Genomic DNA, 23,938 nt, shown 5'->3' on the forward strand with positions numbered 1-23,938 from the left:
CATGAATATTTTAAATAATGTTGAAGCTTTTGCAGCTTTGCAAAGCGGTAAAAATTTACTTTGTCGCCATATTGAGGGCGAATTTGCAGAGCTAAATGAGTTCCCTGCAACAGTGTTTGGAAACCCTGAATATCAGTTCTGCATCGATATTGAAAAAATTGAGCTTGCTGGCTTTAGATTTACAAAGCCTTGCAGTTTGGATGAGTTAAAAGATGATCAAGAAATTTATGTGATCGACTTTTCTTGTTCAAATATCTATTACGGCCAATTTAACCCTAAAAGTGAATATGTTTGCGATTTAATTAAAAATGGAGTTGTACAACGAGATTCAGATAATGCAGTAAAACAGCTCAGAGCATTTCATGAAATATTAGGAGTTAATTTAGGCGTAATTCTTAAACCTGTAGAATTTATTGATACAGGAATTAAAAAGCTAAAAACAGCAGAAACTAAAACAGGTAAAAAGCGAACAAGTAAAAAAGATTCTGCGGTAGATCCACAATTATTGGAAACGGAAAAGGACATTATTCTTGACGGTATTAGCTCCAGCAAAACTGAGTGTGAAATTGATTCACTTTGTTTTGGTCTTGAAAAACATTGCTTCACACCTGACCAGCTAAAAGAAATTGAAGATGCTAAAAATGCGAAGCTAGTTGAATTAGCCGAAATCAAAATTAAGGCTGAAGATGAAAAACATGACTTACTTAATTTAGCTGAATCGGATACTCAATATTCAGAATTATCAGTATTGTGTGAAGCATTTATTAATGAGATTTCTAACTCCAAATGTAAAGCAGATTTAGATTTTATTCGTAGTCGGATTAATTCAAATGGTGCTTTAACTGAAGTTGAAAATGCAGAATTAAAGACGCGCTTAAACATTAAAGCTAAATCATTTGAAAAAATTGATGATGCTGCAGATGCAACAGATGCTTCTCAAAACAAGGGTGTAAATTATGTTGAAGAGGAAGAAAACAAGTACCAGGAAAAGCTTGCTGAATTAAAAGAGCGCGTAGATGAATCAAAGACTGTAACAGAAGTTAATGCTGTAACTAAATACACAAATTCATGGTCAGCTGAGCAGCGTGCACCGTTGTTGCAATATATCCATAAACGCCTCGAGGAGCTTAAAAAAGAGAAGCAAGCTAATGAACCATCATTGCTTGTGAAAATCCAGAATGCCCCTGACTTAGCCACTTTAGATGCATACGAAATTGATATTCACAGTTTAGATCCGCTTGCTCAACCGAAGATGATGCAAGCCGTAACAGCTCGAAAACTTGAACTTGAAAAGCCTAATACCGGCTCTCCTATCTATTTGATCGATGAGGATCTGCCATGAAATTTAGATACTCATCTATGACTAGAACATTAATAGTTATTGGCGATTTCATGAATCATCACTTCGACAATGTAAATGCTTCTGAAATTAATCAGTGCCTCTACAACGTTTTGCTGAAAGAAGGTAGCTGGAGAAAGTGATGCGAACGGTCGTGAAACGCAAAAACCTCTTAGCCTTCAAAATCTGGTTAGCCCATTTGGGCTACCAGGTTCGAGATATGGAAGATGGCCGCGGCTTTAATTTTAGGTTCAAAAAACAATATGGAATGGTCACTAGAGAGTTAGTTGGCAATTCGTTAGCTCAGACTCTTGGTAAAGAGTTTGAAGAACACTTGAAGTCTTAATTTAGTGATGATTTACGGAGAGAAAAAATGTCAAATTTATCCGAATTAAATAAACACCTTTTTGCTCAACTAGATCGATTAAGCAATAAAGAACTTAAGGGTGATGCTCTTAAAGAAGAATGCGCTCGTGCAGGTGCAGTAAATGATATCTGTAAATCTGTAATTGAAAATGCCAATTTACAACTACAAGCAACAAAACTTGTTGCTGAATACAGAGGTATGAAGGACGGAGCTGACAATCTTCCTGAAGCTTTTAAAACAACTCAAAGGACGATTAGTCATGCCTAAAGGTCAAGCTATTAAATATACGCTTGAGCAGTTGGACTTTGTAAAGTCTAACTGCACCCTTGAGCGTAAAGAATTAACCCGGCTTTTTAACGAAAAGTTTGAAACACAACTAACCGTTCAATGTCTTAGTAGCTTATGTAAGCGCAATAAATGGAGAACTGGCCGAACCGGTTGTTTTAAAAAAGGAAGTGTGCCTCCGAATAAGGGTACAAAAGGGTTAACAGGGGCAAACAGGACAAGTTTTAAGAAAGGCCAAAGCGTCTGGAATACAAAACCAATTGGATATGAACGGATAGACAAAAAAGATGGCTATGTTCATATCAAAATTGCTGAACCTAATGTTTTTGCCCTTAAGCACAGACATGAATGGGAAAAACATTATGGTCCTGTTCCTCACAATCACGTAGTTGCATTTAAGAACCAGGATAAAACCGATTGTCGAATCGAAAACCTAATCTTAATGAGTAAATCTGAAATGGTTCGTTATTCACAAAGCTTTCACAAGTTAGCTAATCCTGAAACCAATGAAACTTGTTTAATTATGGCCAAGGTTAAAGCCAAGGCTGCTAAATTGAAAAAAGGAGAGCAATAAAGTGAATGTGATCCTCACTGAAACCGACCTAGATATTGCACTACAGGCTGGTGATAGCTATCACGAGATTCTTGACCATGTCACCTATTTGCTTTTCGAAAAGGCTTTAGTTAAGGCAAGAGGAAGTAAATCAAAGGCTGCAAAAATTTTGAAAATAAATCGCGGAACATTAAATGTGATTTTAAAGAGAGTTGAAGCCAAAAAGGAGGCACGTAATGCGACAAGCAATTAAGATTGAACCAGGTTTAATGGAAAAGCTTGTGGCTGTTGTTGAACGCCTGGCTCAATCTAAAGAAGAGCGACGCGTTGGTCGTGAAGAATTTGCACACATGCTCAATATTGAACCTGAAACGTTAGACGCAAGAGTTCGTGAAGGCAGATACCAAAGGCCATACAAGGATGGACGAAAAAGTTTTTGGTTATTGTCGTATGTGCAATCTGTCGTTACAGATACAAAAGAATCTGGTAAAGTAGCCACCAACTGAGGTGGCTTTATTTTATACAATGACATAGGTACTTTCTCAATCTTGAGTACCAAATTGAGTATCAAAACCGCCCCAAAATAAAATCCTATTATTTATTAGTGAGTTGAATCTAAAATGCTTCTAATGATCGACAATTACGACTCTTTTACCTACAACATCGTTCAATACTTTGGCGAGTTGAATCAGGAAGTAAAAGTAGTTCGCAATGATCAAGTCACATTAGAGGATATTGAACGATGGCAACCAAAATATCTTGTGATTGGTCCTGGCCCTTGCTCTCCAAGCGAGGCAGGTATTTCAATTCCTGCAATTAATCATTTTGCCGGAAAAATTCCTTTGCTTGGGGTGTGTTTAGGCCATCAAAGTATTGGGCAAGCTTTTGGCGGGAAAATTGTAAGAGCCAAAACGGTGATGCATGGACGTTTATCTGATATGTACCATAGCAATAAAGGTATTTTCAGTAATCTTCCTAGCCCTTTCTCAGCAACTCGTTATCATTCATTAGTCATTGATCAAGAAACACTACCTGACTGCCTTGAAGTAACATGCTGGACCAATGAAGCAGATGGCTCAATGGAAGAAATTATGGGCGTTAAACATAAGACACTTCCTGTTGAAGGCGTGCAATTCCATCCGGAATCTATTTTGAGCCAACATGGCCATCAAATCTTTAAAAACTTTTTAGAGATCTACGCATAAGCCAGCCGTAAATAGATTGTTTTAAAAGTAATTTGATAAGAATCCTTAATAAAAAAGCCAACTACGATCAGTTGGCTTTTTTTATGGCTGAATCAATTACAACTTTAACTGCTGCACAATCGATCCATCTTGTTTTGCCACCAAAGATTCGCAGAGTTGAATACGTTCTTTGGTTTGTTTCAATCCTCTTTCTACCCCAACCAACTCTTTAGTTCGTGGTGCAAAAAAGTCATTTAACTGTGCCGCTTGTTGTTGGGTACAAGCTGCCCCACTAAACATTGCAGGGAAACGTCCAGCTGAAGATTTACCTAAACGATCAAACACAGCGTCATGATTTACCTTAAACCAAGACCATAAGCCACCTTGTTCATCTCCATAATTATTGATTGAGTTGACCACGGTACGAACTTCACCAACTTTAACACGCGGGTTTAAAATCAACTGACGGGCTTGTTGGCGCGTTGCTTCTTGATTTGCTGAACCCAAGGCTGTAAGTATTGCAAGACGTTGTGTCGGTTGAGTCACGCGTTGTAACTCTCCAGACAATCGATCAAAAGCTGGTTGACCTTTTTCTTGTACACGTACAGCTAAAATGGTTGGCAATAATTCAGGTGTTACTTGCGCAAAATTAAGCTGCTTTTGAGCAAATAGAGCATCTGACTGTTTTAACAGTTGGGTACGAACTTCAGGAACTTGAATATCTAAAGCAAGAAATCTAACCAACTCACTACGCCATAAACTGTCTTCAGCTGATTCACCTGTTTTGCTGACATAACCCAACTGATTTAATTTAGGTAAATATAAATTGGCCAAAACTTTTCTAAAATGTTCACGTTCAGCTTCTGTTTTCAATACATGGCGATGAATGGTACTTAACTGGGAAAACAGCGCTGTACTAATTTGTCGGCTATTTGAATTGGCAAATTTCTTCGCAGCATCTACGACAGCCAACAAATTAATATCACCGTGGTTAAATGCAGCTGAAATTGCATAGGCATAAGCCAACTGTTCAGTGTTAGAAAGCTTTTCTGTAGCAGCAGTCAGACGAGTAAATTCTTTCTGTGGCAAACTAAATTGGTAGTATCCCGCCGCATCTGCATTTGGTATATACCAACTGCCAAGGCTGGCACCTTTGAGTTCAATTTTGGCTTCTGCTTGGTCTACCAATTCACATTGCACTTTACTACCTGCATTTGGAACTTCATAACGTACACATAATGGTACACCCCACAGGCTTCTTGCATCGCCTTTTGAGCCCACAGGTAAATAACGGCTTTGCTTCACATTTAAAAAGACTTTATTGCCTTCTTGCTGTAGTGAAGTATTGAGTAAAGGTACACCCGGTTGATCAAGGAAACTTTTCATCGCTCTAGTAAAGCGCTCACCTTGTCCAGACTGCTCTGCTAAAGCGCTAATTAAATCATTAGCTGTCGCATTACCATATTGGTGCTTATTAATATAATTACGCACTCCTTGTTTGAATTTTTCTTCGCCTAAATAGCTTTCAAACATATTTAAAACAGCCGCACCTTTTTGATACGTGATGCCATCAAAAGCCGTTTGAATATCGGCATTGCTTAAAATAGGTTGACGAATACGGCGCACACTCACTAAGCTGTCACTTTTCATCGCATCTGCGGTGTCTGTAATACGTTCTAGGTCAGCATTAAATTCGGGATGTAATTTTTGAGTAATTTTACTTTGCATCCATGTGGCAAAAGATTCATTTAGCCACAAATCATCCCACCACGGCATCGTGACGACATCACCGAACCATTGATGCGCCAACTCATGTGCATTGACATTAAATGAATTCTGTACAAAAAAAACTGGCGAGTCCTTATCTAACAACATTAGATAGTCTCTAAAAGTAATTAGCCCCGGGTTTTCCATAGCCCCAGCGGCAAAGTCTGGTGCTGCAAGTAAGTCGAGCTTGTCAAATGGATAACCAAAGGCAAAATAATCTTCTAAAGTTTTTAAAATGGCTGGCGTTTCAGATAAGGCATGCTGCATTTTTTCAGCTTTAGCATCGGGTGCAATACCACGTAACTGGATCGGCTGCTTACGCCATGAAGTTGCTCCAATATCAGGTCCTTTTTGTAATTGCCACGGCCCGACAGCCAATGCAAGTAAATATGTTGGTAGTGGTTTGGTTTGTGCAAAACTGAGTGTTTTCCACCCTGACTTCTCTATTTGCTCAGATGTTTGTTGAGTATTGGCAAAACCTGAATATTTGCTTGGAATCGTCAAACGAATATTAAACGGCGTTTTAAAACGTGGTTCATCAAATGATGGGAATGACTGGCGTGCACTAATTGCTTCCATTTGAGTCATCACATAAGGTTTACCCTCAAACTCGATTTTATAAATACCATCGAGCTGCTGGTCATACGCTGCATTAAAATCTAGAACGAGTTGATACTGTCCTGCGGGCAAGGTTTTGGCAAATTTAATTTTACTCACCCCATCTATTTCAGAGGCTTGCTCATATTTTGCCTTGGTTTTAGCACCCTGTGCCGATGTAATATTCACATCTTTAACCGTCAAAGATTTACCATGAATCCAGATGTGATCTGTGGCTTGAGCCAGCTTTAAATGAATCGTAGTTTTACCGGTATAGCCTTTTTGTGCGGGATCAATCTTGAAATCTAAATCATAAGATTCGGGTATAACCCACTCGGGTAATTTACCAATCGGGATTTGTTCACTGTTATTCGATGCAAAAATTTGAGTTGCCGATAAAGATAATAATGTTGTAAGTAACAATCTTTTTTTAAATGAAGGCTTGACCAGCATAAGGGGTTTTATCCTCTGTAGTTTTAAATAAAAAGATGCAGCAAATGCTGTACCACTTCGCTGCATCCATACATCATTCTTAGAATTTATAGTTAAACTCCAACCAACCTTGACGGCCGAATGGTGAATATGATCCTACCGGATAATACGGCCAACCACCCGTATCATCTCGTTTCACTTTGTCAAACAAGTTATTGATAATGATTGAAGCAGAAGCTCTTGGAGAGATTTGATAAGTACCACTCCAGTTCACCAAATACGTTGGACTTAGGTAAGCAGTCTGGTCGCCGTTTGGAATTTTGCCATAACGATTAACTAATACTGTTGATGCCCAATCACCAAAGCTCCAGCTGAGACTGGTATTAAAACGGTCACGCCAATCCGGAATACTTAAATCTTTTAAATAGTCATCTTTCTCGCCATCTTTTGATTGTTGATATTCATGTTCTAGTACACGGCTATAATTTACCGTCCAGAGAAAGTTACCAAAGCTGTCCGTTTTCCAGCGCCATCTGCTAGTGAAATCAATCCCGCGGGTATGGTCGGATGCAGCATTAATCGGAACGATATTTATATTCTTAATCACATTTGGGTCGACAACTGCATTTGCAGGGTTACGCTCCACACGTGCTAATGCATCAATACAGGCTGCAGAATTAATATCTTGGTTGCCTAAACGACAATCTGCTTCCAAACGTAGAATTTTGTCCGCACTTAAGTTGGTCACAAGATTATCAATTTTGATATCCCAGTAATCGACGCTGATATCAAATTTATTGGTTGGCGACCAAACAAACCCTGCACCATAAGATTTACCCTCTTCAGGTTTCAGCTCTTTGTTTCCGGTTAAAGTGTAGTTCGCCCCAGGTGCGTAATCTTTAAAGCTACATTTATCTAAAGGTTGTCCCGTTTGGCTACAACGTAAATAGTCAGTCGTACTTGCGAAATAACCTTTTTGCTTATTTAAGAACAGATAGTTCATATCTGGTGCACGAAAACTAGTCGCGTAGTTACCGCGCACCAATAAAGTCGGATGTGGTCTAAACTCAAGGCCTGAACCGAAAGTTAGCTTATCAATACTGTTATCTGACAAAGCATAACGGTCATAACGTCCGGACAAGGTTAAATTTAAGGGATTTGCTAAAGGTAAGAATAATTCGGCACCAAGTGCTTGGCGTGTACGAGTACCACTATATTCTCCACTAGAACTCGTATTATAAAACTCACCATTTTCAACTGCCTGATCTGGCTTAATCGAAAAGCCTTGACGCCCAATTTCAGCCACTGCTGCAAGTTTGGCAGTTCCCGCAGGTAACTTAAACACATCACCATTCGCACTTAAGGTTAAACTTTGTGCCCACGATTTATCTTTTTCTTTTGTTGTGCCCGAAATGCTTTCAAATTCACTTGCTGTTAGTGGTCGACTTAAACGATCTAAATGAGGTGAATAAATAGGAATACCATCTGCATCTGTACCAAGTTGCTGACCTAAGAAATATTCATCAACATTCGAACGTAATAAGCCTTGGCGGTTTAGCTGACTAGTATAAATGGAACCATTATAGGCTGCTTCATAACTCCAGCTCGTCTCTCCAATATCGCCTCGAATTCCAAAATTTAAGTTAGAAGAAAGTTCTTTCCATTTTTTATTTATTCGTTCTACCCCACCTAATTCTTCAGGTGCAAAACGGCGATTCCAAATTTCATAATTTCCCGAATCTTGATTTAGGAAATAACCACTCGTTGCAGCTAAAGAAGTCCATATCGGACTACGGGTATTATTTTCAATTTGGTTTGCCCCAATCAAAAAATCTGCAAATAATTGGGTTTTATCATTTAACTCATAATCTAAACCGAGATAACCATTTTGGCTGCGGTTTTGGGTCTGAACCGTCCAATAAGTTGGCCGTGCCAAACCACTGGCACAATTGTCCGCCCCTGCTTGTCCAATATTATTGACTGATCCGTTAAATAAACCATTAAAGGCCTGACACCCACCAATAGAAAGGTATTTACCAGTATCGGCATTTTTACGGCCCACAATCGTGTCTGGTTTTTCTCCCAAACGAGTTCGGCTCTTCATAAAATCCCGATCGGCTGCCCATATCGGTTCACGGCCACTAAGCTCGACCCCATAAACGAGACTAAGCTTGTCTAAAGTTTTACTGCCACTCAGTTGTAAACGTAAGTTTTCACCACCTTCTTTGGTTCCACCTGCCTTAATATTAAATTGTGTGCCGTCTGTTTTCTTTTTCAGAATAATGTTCACCACACCTGCAATTGCATCTGAACCATAAATTGCAGAAGCGCCACCGTTTAATATTTCAATACGGTCAATAATGGCAGTGGGAATATTGGCTAAGTTCACGAAATTGACAGAACCATCGTACGGTACAGGATAGTCTGCAACCCGATGTCCATTAATTAAAGTCAAAGTATGATTGGGTCCTAGACCTCGCAAACCAATGGCATTAGCCGCAGGTGTAAAAGTATTACCATAATCGGCGCCTTGCACAAAACCCGTGTTTTGCGTCAGGTTATTGAGTGCGTCAAATGCATTACTAAAACCTTGTTTTTCAATATCAGCTGCGGTAATGACGGTCACACTGGTCGGGCCATCTTTTTGTGCTTTTGAAATCCGAGAACCTGTCACCGCAACACGAACTACTTTATCTGGTTTAGTTTGGTTTTGTGGTTGCTCAACGGTTTCTTGTGCATAACTTTCTAACGGATGAAACAGTGCAACAAATACAAAAATAAATGAGCGCTTATTTTTTAAAGCCCCTACATATTTCAAGTTATTTAAATACATATTTATTAATAGACAAAATAAAGATCGCCCTACTATATCCACTTTTATTTGGTTGATTTATACACATTTTTTCTAGATATATTGATGTTTAAGATATACCAAATGGTTAATTATTTATCATAAAAACTCACAATAAACTAAAACCTTTTTCAATAAATAAATTCTGTTTATGGCTCAAACCCATACCCTAACTGAGCAAAATTTTTAAAACTCTTATCGAACAGCAAAAATCTTTGGTTATTTTCTGCTAACATAGCTCCCCTAGCTAGTGAATCATGGAACGCAATAGGCCGAACCTCCCACACTCGATCAACTTCACCTAAAAATTTTAATCATTAATGCTGTAAATCATGACTATGAATATCCAACAGGCGCTCAACCACATTACCAAGAACATTCATTTGACTCAGCCTCAAATGGAAGAAATTATGCGCAGCATCATGCAAGGTGAGGCAACCGAAGCACAAATTGGTGCTTTAATGATGGGCCTACGCATGAAAGGTGAAAGCATTGACGAAATGACAGCTGCTGCACGTGTCATGCGTGAATTTGCGATCAAGATCGATGTGAGTGATATCAAACATTTAGTAGATATTGTGGGAACTGGCGGTGATGGACAAAATTTATTTAACGTCTCCACAGCATCTAGCTTTGTGATTGCTGCAGCAGGTGCGACCATTGCAAAACATGGTAACCGTGGCGTTTCAAGTAAATCAGGTTCATCAGACCTACTTGAGCAAGCAGGTATTCATCTTGATTTAGATATGCAACAAACCGAACGCTGCATCCGCGAAATGGGTGTAGGTTTCTTGTTTGCACCAAACCACCACAAAGCCATGAAATATGCGGCTGGCCCACGTCGTGAACTTGGTATTCGAAGTATTTTTAATTTACTCGGCCCACTGACCAATCCAGCTGGTGTAAAACGCTTTGTGATTGGTGTGTTTTCAGATGAACTGTGCCGCCCAATTGCCGAAGTGATGAAACAACTTGGTGCCGAACATGTCATGGTTGTCCATTCAAAAGATGGTCTTGATGAAATCAGTCTTGCAGCTCCGACAACTATTGCTGAGCTTAAAGACGGTGAAATTACGGAATGGACCCTTAATCCTGAAGATGTCGGGATTGAGTCACAAACATTAAATGGTTTGGTTGTCGCAGATGCAACGGCGAGTCTAAAGCTCATTAAAGATGCTTTAAGCAAAAATAAATCTGATATTGGTGAAAAAGCTGCAAACATGATTGCGCTTAATGCAGGCGCAGGCATTTATGTAGCGGGCATTACCAAGACTTATGCTCAGGCTGTTGCATTCGCTCAAGATATTATTTACGGCGGGCAAGCATTAGAGAAAATGAGTGTTTTAGCTGAATTTACTAAAACATTAAAACATTCTCAGGCAAATTAAGGACTTCTCATGATTAATATTCAAAATACCATTTTAGGTAAAATTGTTGACCGTAAACATGAGGAACTTGCTGCACGTTTAACACAACGTAATTTGCAAGACGTTGAAGAATTAGCAAAAGCAGCGACTCCGGTGCGTGGCTTTGCAAAAGCTTTACAACATAAACGTCCGGGCGTGATTGCTGAAATTAAAAAAGCATCTCCATCAAAAGGAATCATTCGCGCAGACTTTAATCCTGCCGAAATTGCTCAGCAATATGAACAAGCTGGAGCAGCATGTTTATCGGTATTGACCGATGTTGATTTCTTTCAGGGTGCAGATGAAAATATTGCGATTGCCCGTAATCATTGTACCCTACCTGCTTTACGTAAAGACTTTTTGGTCGACCCATACAATGTAGTTGAAGCGCGTGCTTTGCATGCTGACTGTATTTTATTAATTGTTGCTTGTTTGTCTGACCAGCAACTCGAAGAAATGTCTAAAACTGCGTTTGAGCATCAACTTGATGTATTGGTTGAAGTTCATGACGAAGAAGAGTTAGAGCGTGCCTTAAAGCTTTCTGAGCAATGTTTATTAGGCGTAAATAACCGTAATTTAAAAACCTTTGATGTAGATTTAAATACTACTATTCGGTTGAAAAAATTACTTCCGGCCTCACGTTTATTGATCACTGAAAGTGGTATTGCGACACCAGATGATGTACGTATGATGCAAGAGCATGATATTCACAGTTTCTTGGTTGGCGAAAGTTTTATGAAACAACCACGTCCAGATCAAGCTTTTACTGCCCTTTTTGGACAACCTCAAACGGTTTAATGAAGATATATGAGTAATAAAGATTCATCGCTTTCTAAAGAGCAACAAAAGTTATTGAAGCAATTTAAAAAGCAAATCTCCAATCCTCATTCAAGCAAAATCGCAAATCAGCCTGAGTCTAAAAAATCTCAGGCTGAGTCTGAAGAATTGGAAGACACACATCTATTTAAGCAGGCTGTTGCAGGCGTTAAACCCATCAACAATAGTAATATTGCCGATGTAAAAACCCCACGTGCCAAAAAAGTTGATGCACAAACTCTGGCGAAACGTGCAGCTGCCGAAGGTGGTCGTGATACCGAACATGCCGAGCTATCAGATACACAAGCTGCTTTAAATCCGGTCGCAAGCCAAGCAACGTTAAGCTATCGCATTGCGACTCTTCAACATAAGGTTTTTGAAGACTTAAAAGCAGGCAAGATGCGTTGGTTTGAAGCTGTAGATTTACACGGCTGTACCATTGAACAAGCGCGTGACGCAGTTTTACAAATCATCCAGATGGCAAAAGATGAAAATCAAAATGTCATTAAAATTGTGCATGGTAAAGGCCCAGAAGCGGTCTTAAAAACCTATGTCAATGGATGGCTACGCCAACATCGTGATGTTTTGGCATTTGTAAGTGCACCTGAAAACCAAGGTGGCACAGGTGCTGTTCTCGTACTGCTTAAACGTGCAGAAAAAAATCCAAAATTTGAACAAAAAAAATGATCCTTTGGGATCATTTTTTTACATCAAATACCTGTAATAATTGAGCAACTACTGCAATGGCAATCATTGCAGGTTGTTTTGATGAAATCCCGTCTATCCCAATCGGGCAAACCAAACGTTGCAAAGTTTCCGAAGTATAACCTCGCACCTGCATACGTTTTTCAAAAATAGCCCTTTTACTTTTTGAACCAATCATCCCAACATAAGCAAATGGTTTTGCCATAGGTTTTAAGGCTGTAAAACACAGTTGCAAATCTAATTGATGATCATGAGTTAAAATTAAAATTGCACCTGAACGGTCAAAATGCTCAATCTCAGCTTCTAAGGTATCAGTAGTTAAACATTGCACCTGTTCCAGTAAATCGGATGGGAAAATATCATCACGCGGATCAATCCATTTCACCCTCACACCAATAGGTAATAAACAACGGACAATTGCTTCACCCACATGCCCCGCGCCACAAATCAGCACTTGCATGGTATTTGGTTGAATCTGCTGGCCAAATTGCCATTCTTCACTGCTGCCAGAATGAAACTCGAAACTTGGTTGTTGTTCCATCTCTATAGTCTGCCAAGTGGATGCATATTGATGTGAGACGTTACGCCATATATGCTTGCCAGCTCGCCATGCTTGCAAACTCCCAGATAAATCCGACGCAATTTCAGCGGGTAATATTTTTTCAAACAATAACCACATTACTCCGCCACAACACTGCCCAAGCCGAGCACTGAGGTTAAAGCGTTCAATACGCCTCACACAAGTTTCCGATTCTTTTAACATTGCTTTAGCAATATCAATCGCCTGAAACTCTAAATGCCCACCACCGATCGTATCTGACTGCTGCCATTGCTGTTGCAAATTAAATCGCAACAACATCGTTGCACCAACCTCTCGTGGCGTAGAACCATCAGCACGGACCACTGTGACCAATACCATAGGCAGAGCATCGACTTGCCACGCTACAAAATCAGTCCACCATTGTAAATGTTGCATAATCTTCTACATTTTAGCCCGTGGGCGAGCAGCCAAAGCTTGTCCCCGTCCAATAGCAATTGCACGTAAAATTTCCTCGGCAGTTGCCGGAGCATTGAGTAGGAGCGGTGCATTTTCTGGAATAGCTGCCTGTACTGCCTGACGAATTGCAGAGAAAACCGATAATGCCAACATAAATGGCGGTTCACCTACCGCTTTAGAGCGATAGATAGTGTCTGCCTGGTTTTGATTATTAAACAGTTTGACATTAAAAATATGAGGAATGTCCACACTGGTCGGGATTTTGTAAGTTGAAGGTGCATGGGTAAACAAACGGCCTGCGTGTGGCCCCTGCGGCTGCCAATATAACTCTTCTGTCGTGAGCCACCCCATCCCTTGCACAAACCCGCCTTCAATTTGTCCAATATCAATTGCAGGGTTAATTGACCGCCCGGCGTCATGCAAAATGTCGGCACGTAATACTTTCATTTCCCCAGTTAAGGTATCTATTGCGACCTCACTAACCGCTGCACCATAGGCATAATAGAAAAATGGACGCCCCAAATGGTTGACCTGATCATAGTGAATTTCTGGCGTTTTATAAAAACCACTGTCCCATAGTTGTACACGTGCCATATATGCCCGCTGAACCAAGTCAGGAAATGTCCATGAATAGCCATTGGCTGTTGAAACCATACTATCTTCAAACTGGACTTGGTCAGCTTCACTTTGACTTATTTCGGCTGCAAGTTTAGCCAGACGCTCACGAATTTTAATACAGGCATTTTGAACAGCTTTACCGTTTAGATCTGCGCCACTCGATGCTGCAGTTGCCGAAGTATTTGGTACACGAGAAGTATCGGTTGCAATTAAACGAATACTATCAATTGGTAAACCCAACTCATGTGCAGCAATCTGACGTACTTTGGTATATAGCCCCTGTCCCATTTCTGTACCACCGTGCGTAATCGCAACAGTGCCATCCATATACACGTAGACCAGTGCACCCGCCTGATTGTAATGCACAGCGTTAAATGAAATACCAAACATTAATGGGGTTAACGCAATACCACGCTTAATGATGTCATTGTTCTGATTAAAGGCATGAATAGTCTGTCTACGCTTCGCGTAATCACTACTTTGCAATAGTTCGGCTACCAATTTTGGCGCAACATTATCACGGACTTCTGCCCCATAGTGCATACGGTCACGTCCGGTACCAGGCTGCTCAGCAAAGAAATTGCGCTGACGAATTTCAACCGGATCGCAACCTAAATAACGAGCAATGTCATCAATAATATTTTCAATGACAAACATACCTTGCGGTCCACCAAAACCACGATATGCCGTATTGGAAACAGTATTGGTTTTACAACGTAAGTTACATAGCTCAACTGCATTTAGATAATAGGCATTGCCAATATGGCAAATCGCACGTTCATTCACTGGCCCAGAAAGATCAGCCGAAAAACCGCAGTTTGAGGCCAGTTGTACCTTTAAGCCTTGCAAAATACCAGTGTCATCAAATGCCACAGACCACTCATAAGCAAAACCATGACGTTTGCCTGTAGCACTCATGTCATCATCACGATCTAAGCGTAATTTACACGGACGGCCTGTTTTTTGTGCTGCCAAAGATGCAATGCATGCCCACTGTGCCGACTGCGACTCTTTACCACCAAAACCACCGCCCATACGGCGGCTTTCCACACTGACCTGATGCATATTCATGCCTAGTGCATGACAAATCAGTAACTGCATTTCGGTTGGATGTTGTGTCGAGCAATAGACTTTTAAACTCTGATTTTCTTGTGGAATCGCATAGGAAATTTGCCCTTCAAGATAAAAATGCTCTTGCCCACCCAGCTCAATAGCACCTGAAAGTTGATGAGCTGCATTTTGAAATGCTTGCTCAACTTCACCATGGCTAAATTCAACAGGTGGTAACACCCACGATTCTTTTTTAATTGCATCTTGAATCGTTAAAATCGGAGTTTCGGGCACATACTCAATTTTTGCTAAGCGAACTGCCTGACGGGCTTGCTGATAACTCTCGGCAACAACGACAAACAAGGCTTGTCCATAAAACTCAACCTGCTCTTCAGCAAAAATTGGGTCATCTTTAACAATCGGACCCCAATTATTTTCAACCTCAATATCCTTTGCCGAAAAAACTGCATGGACACCTTCAGCCTGACGTACTGCATCCAAATCAAACTTACTGATTTTGCCTTTGGCACAACTTGAAAATCCAACTGCCAAATGCATGGTATTTTCAAGCTCGGGTAAATCATCAATATAAGTTGCCTGCCCGGTCACATGTAAATGTGCACTTTCGTGTGGAATCGAGTCGCCTGCTTTAGCTGATTTTTTAGAAATATTTAAGTCAATGGTTTGATTCATTTTAGATCTCCACCATAGCAATCAAGTCATTCACACGAGTGATCGTTTGAGACAGGATTTTTTCTACATAAAAACGCTGTAAACAGTTTTTCGCGACGTGTAAACGATATGCCGAGCTAGCACGTCCATCATCTAAAGGCTGATAGTCTTGCGACAATGCCTGCTGCGCCTGAACGATCAATTCTGCTGTAATTTGCTGGCCTTCTAATATGGCTTCTGCATATTTTGCACGTTTGGGAATAGCTGCCATGCCACCAAAAGCAATTCTTACATTGTGAGCAATATAATGAGGATCTAACTCGCAAGAAATGGCTGCACATACCGCAGAAATATCTTGCTCAAAACGTTTGGCAATTTTATAGCTGGCAAATTTAAAACGTGTCTGCCCTTCGCGAAGCGGAATAATAATCGCCTCAACAAACTCACCAAGTTGTAATGCTGTTTTTTGATAGTCTAAATAAAAGTCTTCCAAAGCAATTTCACGAGTCTGCTCACCTACACGCAAAATCAATCGTGTACCTAGCGTAATTAATGCCGGCATTGAATCACCAATAGGCGAACCATTAGCAATATTTCCACCTAGTGTTCCTGCATTTTTAATCGGCATGGAAGCAAAACGGCGCTGTAATTCTTGAAAGTCGGGATAAAAATCTGAAATTTTAATGAGTGCATCACTCAAACTTACATTTGCTCCAATCGTTAAAGCATGGTCTGTGACTACAATCTTTTTCAGCTCTTCAACTTGACCTATATAAAGCATATCGCCCAAATCACGGCCCTGCTTTGTGACCCACAAACCTACATCTGTGCTACCTGCAACAATACGTGCTTGCGGCAACTGTAAACGTAAAGTAGCAAAATCCTGCAAAGTCTTGGGTGCAAAAAATTGCTGCTTTTGATCATTCAAATGCAATGCAGGTAATGCTTTGATCTCTTTTAATACATCAATTACTTTTTGACGTTCTAATACCACACGTGGATAGTCATAAGCTTTTTGTGCTGCATCTAAAATAGGGCGATAGCCTGTACAGCGACATAAGTTTCCAGAAAGATAATCACTGATTTTATCTTTGCTTGGAGACTGTTGTTCATTTTCATACATTGACCACAACGACATGATAAAACCGGGTGTACAAAAACCGCATTGTGAACCATGCATATCGACCATCGCCTGTTGTACCGGATGAAGTGTGCCATCTGGTACTGGCAATAAGCTATGAAGGTCTTCTACTGTAAATAGGGCCTTACCATCTAAAGTTGGTAAAAACTGAATACACGTATTCACACTACGTAATTGCAGGTTGTCATTGACCAACTCACCAATCACTACTGTACATGCACCACAATCGCCCTCAGCACATCCCTCTTTTGTACCAGTCTGCCTAGTCTTACCAGTTTGAGTATATTCTCGCAGAAATTGTAAAACCGTCATTGTAGGTACTGCATTTTCTACTTGCTGCTGACCACCACGGAAAAAGAAGGTGATTGGACGTTCTAACATGTTTTATCCTTATGCTTTATAATAATGCTTCTGTGCAAATATGATGCCATTAGGCGATCATTTAGAACTTATCAATATTAAGCGCACATTTCATGTCCAAACACTTGACTATTAACGTTAAAAAACATGAAATTTATTCATCTTTTATTAAGCGTACGGAAAAACCAAAATAAATATAGTGCGAGGATTTATGAACATCAGGTCATGTTTCTGATACAATGCCGAGCTTGTCTAATAGAGTAAATTTATACGTCTTATGTCAATGCAGCAATCGTACGCAAATATTCTGACTGCCGTCGGTGAAGACCTTAATCGTCCCGGCCTTAAAGATACGCCTGTGCGTGCGGCTAAAGCTTTTTCATATTTAACTTCTGGCTATAGTAAAACTTTAGAAGAAGTCACCAATAATGCTGTTTTCCCATCAGATAACCATGAAATGGTATTGGTGAAGAATATTGAATTTTATTCGCTCTGCGAACATCATCTTCTCCCATTCTATGGCCGTGTTCATGTTGCCTATTTACCAGAAGGCAAAGTTCTTGGCTTATCTAAATTTGCACGTATTACCGAGATGTTTGCTCGTCGTTTGCAAATTCAGGAAAACCTTACTCAGCAAATCGCTGAAGCTGTTGCAGAAGTGACTGGTGCTCGTGGCGTTGCTGTAGTCATCGATTCAGCACATATGTGTATGATGATGCGTGGTGTAGGTAAACAAGAATCTACCACCCGTACAGTTTCATTTGTCGGAGATTTTAAAACCGATAAAGAAGCACGCCGTGAATTCTTAAGTGCAGTACCAGAAAGCTACTAATATAGTTTTTACTGTCTAAATAAGAGCCCGACAATGTTGGGCTTTTTTTATAGCTGAACGCGATAAACTTCGATCCAATTCTATAAAACATAACAATTAAATTAGGTGATTTTTGTTATAAAAGTAGGCATCTTTCTTTTTAAATAATTTATGAGCTAATCATGCGATTTAAAAAAATTTCTTGTCTACTTTTATCCCCGCTTTTTATTTTTAGTACCTCAATTTATGCGGGCAATACACCAAAAGACCAAGAAATTAAAAAACTGGTAGATCAAAACTTTAAACCGTTATTAGAAAAATATGATGTGCCAGGTATGGCTGTGGGTGTTATTCAAAATAATAAAAAGTATGAAATGTATTATGGTCTTCAATCTGTTCAAGATAAAAAAGCCGTAAATAGCAGTACTATTTTTGAGCTAGGTTCTGTCAGTAAATTATTTACCGCGACAGCAGGTGGATATGCAAAAAATAAAGGAAAAATCTCTTTTGACGATAAGCCTGGTAAGTATTGGAAAGAACTAAAAAATACACCGATTGACCAAGTTAACTTACTTCAACTCGCGACGTATACAAGTGGTAACCTTGCCTTGCAATTTCCAGATGAAGTAAAAACAGATCAGCAAGTTTTAACTTTTTTCAAAGACTGGAAACCTAAAAACTCAATCGGTGAATATCGACAATATTCAAACCCAAGCATTGGTTTATTTGGAAAAGTTGTAGCTTTGTCTATGAATAAATCTTTCGACCAAGTCTTAGAAAAAACTATTTTTCCAGAGCTTGGCTTAAAATATAGTTATGTAAATGTGCCTAAAACTCAGATACAAAACTATGCTTTTGGCTATAACCAAGAAAATCAGCCGATTCGAGTTAATCCTGGTCCACTCGATGCCCCAGCATATGGCGTCAAATCAACACTACCCGACATGCTTAAGTTTATTCATGCCAACCTTAACCCACAGAAATATCCGGCTGATATTCAACGGGCAATTAATGAAACACATCAAGGGTTCTATCAAGTAAATACCATGTATCAAGCGCTTGGTTGGGAAGAGTTTTCTTATCCGGCAACGTTACAAACTTTATTAGACAGTAATTCAGAACAGATTGTGATGAAACCTAATAAAGTGACTGCTATTTCAAAAGAACCTTCAGTTAAGATGTACCATAAAACTGGCTCAACTAACGGTTTCGGAACGTATGTGGTCTTTATTCCTAAAGAAAATATTGGCTTAGTCATGTTAACCAATAAACGTATTCCAAATGAAGAGCGCATTAAGGCAGCTTATGCTGTGCTGAATGCAATAAAGAAATAATTTTTCCCTAAAATAAAAAGAGAGAAATAGTCATCATCTATTTCTCTCTTTTTTATAGGTATATGGTTTAAAAGAACCAAACATATCCTAAGCTTGATTTCATCCAGTCCAGATGATTTTGTTTTTCATAATCCCAATTAAAGCGAATGGCATTATTACTATTAATGGCATATTGCCACTGTGTATTTAGCCGTAAGTTCCATTGGTTTTGGTCTTCCCAATATGGCAGCTCAACTTGTACCACAGTGTTAAATTTTTCAAACCACTGATTCATACATCCTAATGTCGGCCCTACTCCCACACGCCAGCCTTTATCCAAATTTGAACCCGCTTGGACATAAGTTTGTACCTGCCCATAGCAAATATGTTTGCGCTCATAATCTGCAAGACTGTAACCAACCTGAGCATTAAAACTCGCTACGCCATGTTGCTTTTCATCACTATAAACGCCGTCATGAACCGCTTCCTGACGCCAGCCTAAGTTAAATCCCCAAGTCAGCGGAGTTTTAAATGGTTGAATCGGGTTATAAGAGTTCACTTCTAACAGATCAAGACGTTCTAGTTTTAAATGGTCATCTCGCCACTGTGCATTACCATTTAAAAATAATAATTGAGTACCGGCACGGTATCCACCCTGTGGATCTATTAAGTCATGATAAGCCTGCCTATGACCTATCTCGATAAACTTGTCACCTTGCACCTCGCCCAGTTTTAGCGAAACATTACGTGCATTATGGCCTTGAGTCGGCTCGGTTGATGGTCTTTTAGGTTCTTGGCGCTGTTTGTCTAAATCAATCTGACTTCGTAGTGCTAAAAGCTGTCTAAGCTGTGGCTGAGCAAAGCTTTCTTCAACTTTGCGACCAATAAACTGTAGATATAAATCATCATAAGCCATCTCAAGAATTTTGGCCTGATCTGATGGGCTAAATGATTTAAGTGTTTCCGAAGACTCTTTAATTGGCTTCATTGCTACTTGATGAGCAACTTTAGCTAAAGATGCGCCATGCTGGTGAGCTTGGGCCAATAATTGAGTTTCTAAAGCAGGTCGATACACAGGAGCTTTGGTGAGTCCCTGTTGTTGCATCGCTTTAATGGTTTCCATTGGAATAGAAGCGTAGTTAAACTTTTCTTGTAGATGAGATTCAGGTTTAACTAAATCGACTAAGCCCAATAACCGATATGCACAGTTATCACTCACAAAGTAATAAGGGAAGCTTACATGTTGCATTTCCCAAATATGACTCACCAAAAACCGCGTTTCTTCTGGAGATAGATTTAACTCATATTCCCACAAATCACGGCTCTCAAAATCACCATATTCTTTTACCTTACGATAGTAAGGCATAAGTGAGTATTCACCCGGATACTGCCCTGTTAAGCCTTTCCATGCATATGACCAGTTGTCATTGCCTGCCACAGTTGCTGCATAGTTTACGGCATAAGAAACGAGATTTAACTGCTGTTGATCTTTAGGATCTAGACGCAATAAGGTATGCCCAAACATTGAGCTTGGATTACCCATAAAATCTGTGGCGTAAATTAGGGTCGCTTTGTAAGGCTTAATCTGCCCAATCCAGTTTTCAAATTCTGAACATTTTACTTGCGGCAATTCATTTTCTTGAATGCCTAATTGCTGTATAAGCCACTGACTGCGTGCCGGAAATTTACAGCGAATCGACTGGTTATCTTGCGTAGGTATAAATAATGCCGAGATGTCTGCTTTCAGTTCTTCTTTTAAATTATTTCTTCCATTTTTTGATAGAAAATAGCCAGCATAAGTGACCTCACTTTTCTGGTTTTTATTGGCATACATGAGCCTTTGCCATGTAATGTCTTGGTCTAATTTTTTTTGTTCTGCAATGGACCAGTAGTTTTGAATAGATAGATTTGTTTCTGCTGAATACGCAATATTCACTGCCAAAGAGGCAAAAATTAAAACAACCGATTTCATTAAGCTCATCAATTTTAATCATTAAATATAAGAAAAACCCTGCCAAATGACAGGGTTTTCAATTTCAAACTTATACGTAAGCTTTTAAAACTTCGTCTTTAGCCATTACGTTTTGTAATGATGCTAATACTTGAAGTGTGTTTTGGTTGTTTGTTGAATAGATTTCACCAAAGTTTGCTTTTGAAACTTTGAAGAAACGGTCTTTATCTTGTGGTTTGATTTGCATTAACTCAGCAAGTACATTCAGGCTTTCACCTTGGCCTACAGCCATGTCACGCGCTAAAGCTTCTGCATTTTCATTTGTGAAAGTAACCACTTGAGCAGTTACTGTTCCACCTTGACGGCAACCTAAAGTACCGAAAGTAATACCTAATAATTGGTTAGTAAAAATACCGTTTGTTGTTGCAGCAAGAATTTTAGGCACCACTCCTTTTTGGCCAGCCCATACTTGCGTACCCACACCACAACCTACATCGTTATCAGCCATAGCAACACTTGAACCAGCTGCTAACAAAGCAGCTAAAGCTAATTTTTTTAACATAGATGTATATCTCCAAAATCATTATTGATTGTTTCTTATGTATTGTTATGTGTAATTCTTATTACACGATATTAAAGATAGCGATAAGCCAATCATTTAGCAATTAAAAAATAAATAATATGATAAAAAGTGTAAAAGAAAAATTTATCTTAAATTCCAATTACCTTGATTATCTCGATGACCTAATATTTTAAGTACTAACACTAAACTCAAAAGTAATAATAAATACCATGATCCAAGCTTACCCCACCCCACCATATGCCAAGCCTCTACCTGACTTGGATAGAGCCAGATTTTATAAAAAGTACTAATATTTTCAGCAATCCAGATCAGAAAAGCGAGTGTTAACAATACAGGTAGCATCGGTGTTTTAAATTTATGCTCATTTAATTGGAAATAAAGTTTTGTTTTCCAAAAAATAAAAACACTGATGGCAAATAAAATATAGCGAATATCGGGTACAAAAAATTTACTCATAAAGTTTATATATGAGAAAAATGCCAGTAAAAGCATACTTCCAAAACTCGGAAGTTTTTCAAATGAAACTTGTAGTAGACGTATTGAGCGTGCAAAAAAACTACCTACGGCAGAGTACATAAAGCCTGCAAATAAAGGCACAGTCAAAATTTTAAATACCGCAGGCTGCGGATATTGCCATGAAGCAATCGCAGGATGAGTCAAGAATATTTCCATGACCATCGCCATGACATGAAATAAAGCAATAACTTTGGCTTCTGCCCATGATTCAAGTTTTAAATATAAGAGACATATCTGAATAATCAGTGCATATATGAGTAAATAATCATAACGATAAAAACCCATATATTCATGGCTTCCCATCGACGCAGTTAGGGCAAAAGCAATGAGAAGCAAAATACCAAACAAGGCTGCCGAAACAGCCTTGCCAATAAATTGAAGAGGTAAAAACAGATATTGCACAAAAAACTATCCTAGATATTTAGCACTATATTCATGTACCGTATCTACAAAGATTTTTGGCTGCGCCGGATCTACCCATTGGGTAATACCGTGCCCTAAGTTAGCAACATAACCGGTCTTCTCACCGTTTGCGTAAGCATCGTCTAACATTGCCTTTACAGCTTTTTCAATTGAAGCCGCCGAACCATATAAAACAGCCGGGTCAAGGTTCCCTTGTAGGGCAACACGACCTGCTACCGTGGTTCGAGCCGTATTTAATGGTGTCGTCCAGTCCAGACCTAATGCATCGGCACCTGTCGTGATCATTGGTTCTAACCATTGACCACCACCTTTAGTGAACACAATCACTGGAATACAGCGTCCATCTTTTTCACGTTGTAAGCCCGCGATAATCTTCTTCATATAGTTAAGAGAGAACTCTACATATTCACGGTGTGCTAAAGCCCCACCCCAACTATCAAAGATTTGAATTGCCTGAGCCCCTGCATCAATTTGCGCATTTAAGTAGTCAATGACTGAATCTGCTAAATGGTCGAGCAACGCATGCAAAACTTCCGGCTGCGCATACATCATTTGCTTGGTAAAACGGAACTCTTTGCTTGAACCGCCTTCAACCATATAAGTCGCCAGTGTCCAAGGACTACCCGAAAAACCAATCAGTGGAACTTGTCCACCTAAAGCAGAACGAATCGTACTTACTGCGTTCATGACATAATCAAGATCGGCTTTAGCATTAAGCTTAGGTAAGTTAGCCACATCTTGTTCAGTACGTACCGTTTTATGAAACTTCGGACCTTCTCCAGTTTCAAAATATAGTCCAAGCCCTAATGCGTCTGGAATAGTTAAAATATCTGAAAATAAAATTGCTGCGTCTAAATCGTAGCGACGCAAAGGCTGTAAAGTCACTTCACAAGCAAACTCTGTATTTTTGCATAAAGATAGAAAGTCACCAGCTTTTGAGCGTGTTTCCCGATATTCAGGCAAATAACGTCCTGCTTGGCGCATCATCCATATTGGAGTGGTATCTACAGGCTCACGTAATAAAGCACGTAAGAAACGATCATTTTTAAGTGTCGTCATTGCCGATCTCTATCTTTTTCATGTGGCAGCATCATAACAAAAGGTGAGTGTTTTTATAATTTCAATTTCACACAAAAAACTTGCCAATCTACTAAAAAATGCATATTTACACAAAAGTCTACTGCAAGAAGAAACGTTTTCT

Annotated in this window: 21 protein-coding genes; 12 read left to right on the plus strand and 9 right to left on the minus strand. The window is 39.5% G+C overall.

Annotation, left to right across the window (positions count from 1 at the left end; genetic code table 11):
• Position 1 precedes the first annotated feature (1 nt).
• From KNQ97_RS03540 to KNQ97_RS03570, 7 genes are all read left to right on the plus strand, one after another.
• Complete coding sequence (locus KNQ97_RS03540; RefSeq protein WP_253611836.1) at positions 2–1,342, plus strand: hypothetical protein; 1,341 nt, start codon at positions 2–4, stop codon at positions 1,340–1,342.
• A gap of 139 nt (positions 1,343–1,481) precedes the next feature.
• A complete protein-coding gene (locus KNQ97_RS03545) occupies positions 1,482–1,685 on the plus strand; it encodes a hypothetical protein (RefSeq protein ID WP_046122478.1) in 204 nt (67 codons plus the stop codon).
• Between the two features lie 27 nt (positions 1,686–1,712).
• Entirely contained in the window at positions 1,713–1,973 is a 261-nt protein-coding gene (locus KNQ97_RS03550; protein WP_109426585.1) for a hypothetical protein, read from the plus strand.
• On the plus strand, positions 1,966–2,565 hold the full coding sequence (locus KNQ97_RS03555) for an HNH endonuclease signature motif containing protein (protein ID WP_253611837.1): 600 nt from the start codon (positions 1,966–1,968) through the stop codon (positions 2,563–2,565). The genes KNQ97_RS03550 and KNQ97_RS03555 overlap by 8 nt, the downstream gene beginning before the upstream one ends.
• A 1-nt stretch (position 2,566) precedes the next feature.
• Entirely contained in the window at positions 2,567–2,797 is a 231-nt protein-coding gene (locus KNQ97_RS19255) for a helix-turn-helix domain-containing protein (protein ID WP_032050707.1), read from the plus strand.
• Entirely contained in the window at positions 2,781–3,050 is a 270-nt protein-coding gene (locus tag KNQ97_RS03565) for a hypothetical protein (RefSeq protein ID WP_045899898.1), read from the plus strand. The genes KNQ97_RS19255 and KNQ97_RS03565 overlap by 17 nt, the downstream gene beginning before the upstream one ends.
• Before the next feature lie 114 nt (positions 3,051–3,164).
• Positions 3,165–3,749: an aminodeoxychorismate/anthranilate synthase component II gene (locus tag KNQ97_RS03570; RefSeq protein WP_005109690.1), complete on the plus strand. Its 585-nt coding sequence runs from the start codon at positions 3,165–3,167 to the stop codon at positions 3,747–3,749.
• A 96-nt stretch (positions 3,750–3,845) separates the two neighbouring features.
• On the opposite strand, the gene KNQ97_RS03575 is transcribed toward KNQ97_RS03570, so the two are convergent.
• The gene (locus KNQ97_RS03575; RefSeq protein WP_253611838.1) at positions 3,846–6,611 is read right to left on the minus strand and encodes a M1 family metallopeptidase; all 2,766 of its coding nucleotides are present in this window, start codon (positions 6,609–6,611) and stop codon (positions 3,846–3,848) included.
• Between the two features lie 13 nt (positions 6,612–6,624).
• Positions 6,625–9,357, minus strand: coding sequence for a TonB-dependent siderophore receptor (locus KNQ97_RS03580; RefSeq protein ID WP_253611839.1), 2,733 nt, complete (start codon positions 9,355–9,357; stop codon positions 6,625–6,627).
• A 356-nt stretch (positions 9,358–9,713) separates the two neighbouring features.
• Between KNQ97_RS03580 and trpD the strand changes: the two genes are divergently transcribed.
• From trpD to KNQ97_RS03595, 3 genes are read left to right on the plus strand one after another with little or no spacing between them, the layout of a single operon-like run.
• Positions 9,714–10,763: an anthranilate phosphoribosyltransferase gene (gene trpD, locus KNQ97_RS03585; protein ID WP_253611952.1), complete on the plus strand. Its 1,050-nt coding sequence runs from the start codon at positions 9,714–9,716 to the stop codon at positions 10,761–10,763.
• A 9-nt stretch (positions 10,764–10,772) separates the two neighbouring features.
• Complete coding sequence (gene trpC, locus KNQ97_RS03590) at positions 10,773–11,579, plus strand: indole-3-glycerol phosphate synthase TrpC (protein ID WP_114182864.1); 807 nt, start codon at positions 10,773–10,775, stop codon at positions 11,577–11,579.
• Positions 11,580–11,588: 9 nt separating this feature from the next.
• On the plus strand, positions 11,589–12,284 hold the full coding sequence (locus KNQ97_RS03595; protein ID WP_000066126.1) for a Smr/MutS family protein: 696 nt from the start codon (positions 11,589–11,591) through the stop codon (positions 12,282–12,284).
• A gap of 10 nt (positions 12,285–12,294) precedes the next feature.
• Here the strand turns inward: KNQ97_RS03595 and xdhC are convergent, their stop codons facing one another.
• From xdhC to xdhA, 3 genes are read right to left on the minus strand one after another with little or no spacing between them, the layout of a single operon-like run.
• Positions 12,295–13,278 carry a xanthine dehydrogenase accessory protein XdhC gene (xdhC, locus tag KNQ97_RS03600; protein WP_032045763.1) on the minus strand — a complete coding sequence of 328 codons (984 nt, stop codon included), beginning with the start codon at positions 13,276–13,278 and terminating at the stop codon, positions 12,295–12,297.
• Between the two features lie 6 nt (positions 13,279–13,284).
• Positions 13,285–15,660, minus strand: coding sequence for a xanthine dehydrogenase molybdopterin binding subunit (gene xdhB / locus KNQ97_RS03605; protein WP_253611840.1), 2,376 nt, complete (start codon positions 15,658–15,660; stop codon positions 13,285–13,287).
• A 1-nt stretch (position 15,661) separates the two neighbouring features.
• A complete protein-coding gene (gene xdhA, locus KNQ97_RS03610) occupies positions 15,662–17,161 on the minus strand; it encodes a xanthine dehydrogenase small subunit (RefSeq protein ID WP_253611841.1) in 1,500 nt (499 codons plus the stop codon).
• Between the two features lie 262 nt (positions 17,162–17,423).
• On the opposite strand from xdhA, the gene folE reads away from it, so the two are divergent.
• Positions 17,424–17,972 carry a GTP cyclohydrolase I FolE gene (gene folE / locus KNQ97_RS03615; protein WP_001187844.1) on the plus strand — a complete coding sequence of 183 codons (549 nt, stop codon included), beginning with the start codon at positions 17,424–17,426 and terminating at the stop codon, positions 17,970–17,972.
• 161 nt (positions 17,973–18,133) lie between these two features.
• Positions 18,134–19,285: an ADC family extended-spectrum class C beta-lactamase gene (gene blaADC / locus KNQ97_RS03620; RefSeq protein WP_253611842.1), complete on the plus strand. Its 1,152-nt coding sequence runs from the start codon at positions 18,134–18,136 to the stop codon at positions 19,283–19,285.
• Positions 19,286–19,352: 67 nt separating this feature from the next.
• On the opposite strand, the gene KNQ97_RS03625 is transcribed toward blaADC, so the two are convergent.
• The 4 genes from KNQ97_RS03625 to hemE form a co-directional block, all read right to left on the minus strand.
• Complete coding sequence (locus tag KNQ97_RS03625) at positions 19,353–21,245, minus strand: DUF4105 domain-containing protein (protein ID WP_253611843.1); 1,893 nt, start codon at positions 21,243–21,245, stop codon at positions 19,353–19,355.
• A gap of 61 nt (positions 21,246–21,306) precedes the next feature.
• Positions 21,307–21,777, minus strand: a complete 471-nt coding sequence (locus KNQ97_RS03630) for a DUF3015 family protein (RefSeq protein WP_000914200.1) — start codon at positions 21,775–21,777, stop codon at positions 21,307–21,309.
• A gap of 144 nt (positions 21,778–21,921) precedes the next feature.
• Complete coding sequence (locus tag KNQ97_RS03635) at positions 21,922–22,716, minus strand: DUF817 family protein (RefSeq protein WP_001199675.1); 795 nt, start codon at positions 22,714–22,716, stop codon at positions 21,922–21,924.
• Positions 22,717–22,722: 6 nt separating this feature from the next.
• Complete coding sequence (gene hemE / locus KNQ97_RS03640) at positions 22,723–23,796, minus strand: uroporphyrinogen decarboxylase (protein ID WP_253611844.1); 1,074 nt, start codon at positions 23,794–23,796, stop codon at positions 22,723–22,725.
• Positions 23,797–23,938 lie beyond the last annotated feature (142 nt).

The sequence above is a fragment of the Acinetobacter sp. UC24323 genome (assembly GCF_024151445.1).
Classification (GTDB): Bacteria; Pseudomonadota; Gammaproteobacteria; order Pseudomonadales; family Moraxellaceae; genus Acinetobacter; species Acinetobacter baumannii.

Coding starts and splice junctions, on each gene's coding strand:
- trpD (WP_253611952.1), top strand. CDS start 9,714: ATGAATATCCAACAGGCGCTCAACCACATTACCAAGAACATTCATTTG.
- xdhC (WP_032045763.1), bottom strand. CDS start 13,278: ATGCAACATTTACAATGGTGGACTGATTTTGTAGCGTGGCAAGTCGAT.
- folE (WP_001187844.1), top strand. CDS start 17,424: ATGCAGCAATCGTACGCAAATATTCTGACTGCCGTCGGTGAAGACCTT.
- KNQ97_RS03595 (WP_000066126.1), top strand. CDS start 11,589: ATGAGTAATAAAGATTCATCGCTTTCTAAAGAGCAACAAAAGTTATTG.
- trpC (WP_114182864.1), top strand. CDS start 10,773: ATGATTAATATTCAAAATACCATTTTAGGTAAAATTGTTGACCGTAAA.
- KNQ97_RS03555 (WP_253611837.1), top strand. CDS start 1,966: ATGCCTAAAGGTCAAGCTATTAAATATACGCTTGAGCAGTTGGACTTT.
- hemE (WP_253611844.1), bottom strand. CDS start 23,796: ATGACGACACTTAAAAATGATCGTTTCTTACGTGCTTTATTACGTGAG.
- KNQ97_RS03545 (WP_046122478.1), top strand. CDS start 1,482: ATGCGAACGGTCGTGAAACGCAAAAACCTCTTAGCCTTCAAAATCTGG.
- xdhB (WP_253611840.1), bottom strand. CDS start 15,660: ATGAATCAAACCATTGACTTAAATATTTCTAAAAAATCAGCTAAAGCA.
- KNQ97_RS03550 (WP_109426585.1), top strand. CDS start 1,713: ATGTCAAATTTATCCGAATTAAATAAACACCTTTTTGCTCAACTAGAT.
- KNQ97_RS03630 (WP_000914200.1), bottom strand. CDS start 21,777: ATGTTAAAAAAATTAGCTTTAGCTGCTTTGTTAGCAGCTGGTTCAAGT.
- xdhA (WP_253611841.1), bottom strand. CDS start 17,161: ATGTTAGAACGTCCAATCACCTTCTTTTTCCGTGGTGGTCAGCAGCAA.
- KNQ97_RS03565 (WP_045899898.1), top strand. CDS start 2,781: ATGCGACAAGCAATTAAGATTGAACCAGGTTTAATGGAAAAGCTTGTG.
- KNQ97_RS03570 (WP_005109690.1), top strand. CDS start 3,165: ATGCTTCTAATGATCGACAATTACGACTCTTTTACCTACAACATCGTT.
- blaADC (WP_253611842.1), top strand. CDS start 18,134: ATGCGATTTAAAAAAATTTCTTGTCTACTTTTATCCCCGCTTTTTATT.
- KNQ97_RS03625 (WP_253611843.1), bottom strand. CDS start 21,245: ATGAGCTTAATGAAATCGGTTGTTTTAATTTTTGCCTCTTTGGCAGTG.
- KNQ97_RS03540 (WP_253611836.1), top strand. CDS start 2: ATGAATATTTTAAATAATGTTGAAGCTTTTGCAGCTTTGCAAAGCGGT.
- KNQ97_RS03575 (WP_253611838.1), bottom strand. CDS start 6,611: ATGCAGCGAAGTGGTACAGCATTTGCTGCATCTTTTTATTTAAAACTA.
- KNQ97_RS03580 (WP_253611839.1), bottom strand. CDS start 9,357: ATGTATTTAAATAACTTGAAATATGTAGGGGCTTTAAAAAATAAGCGC.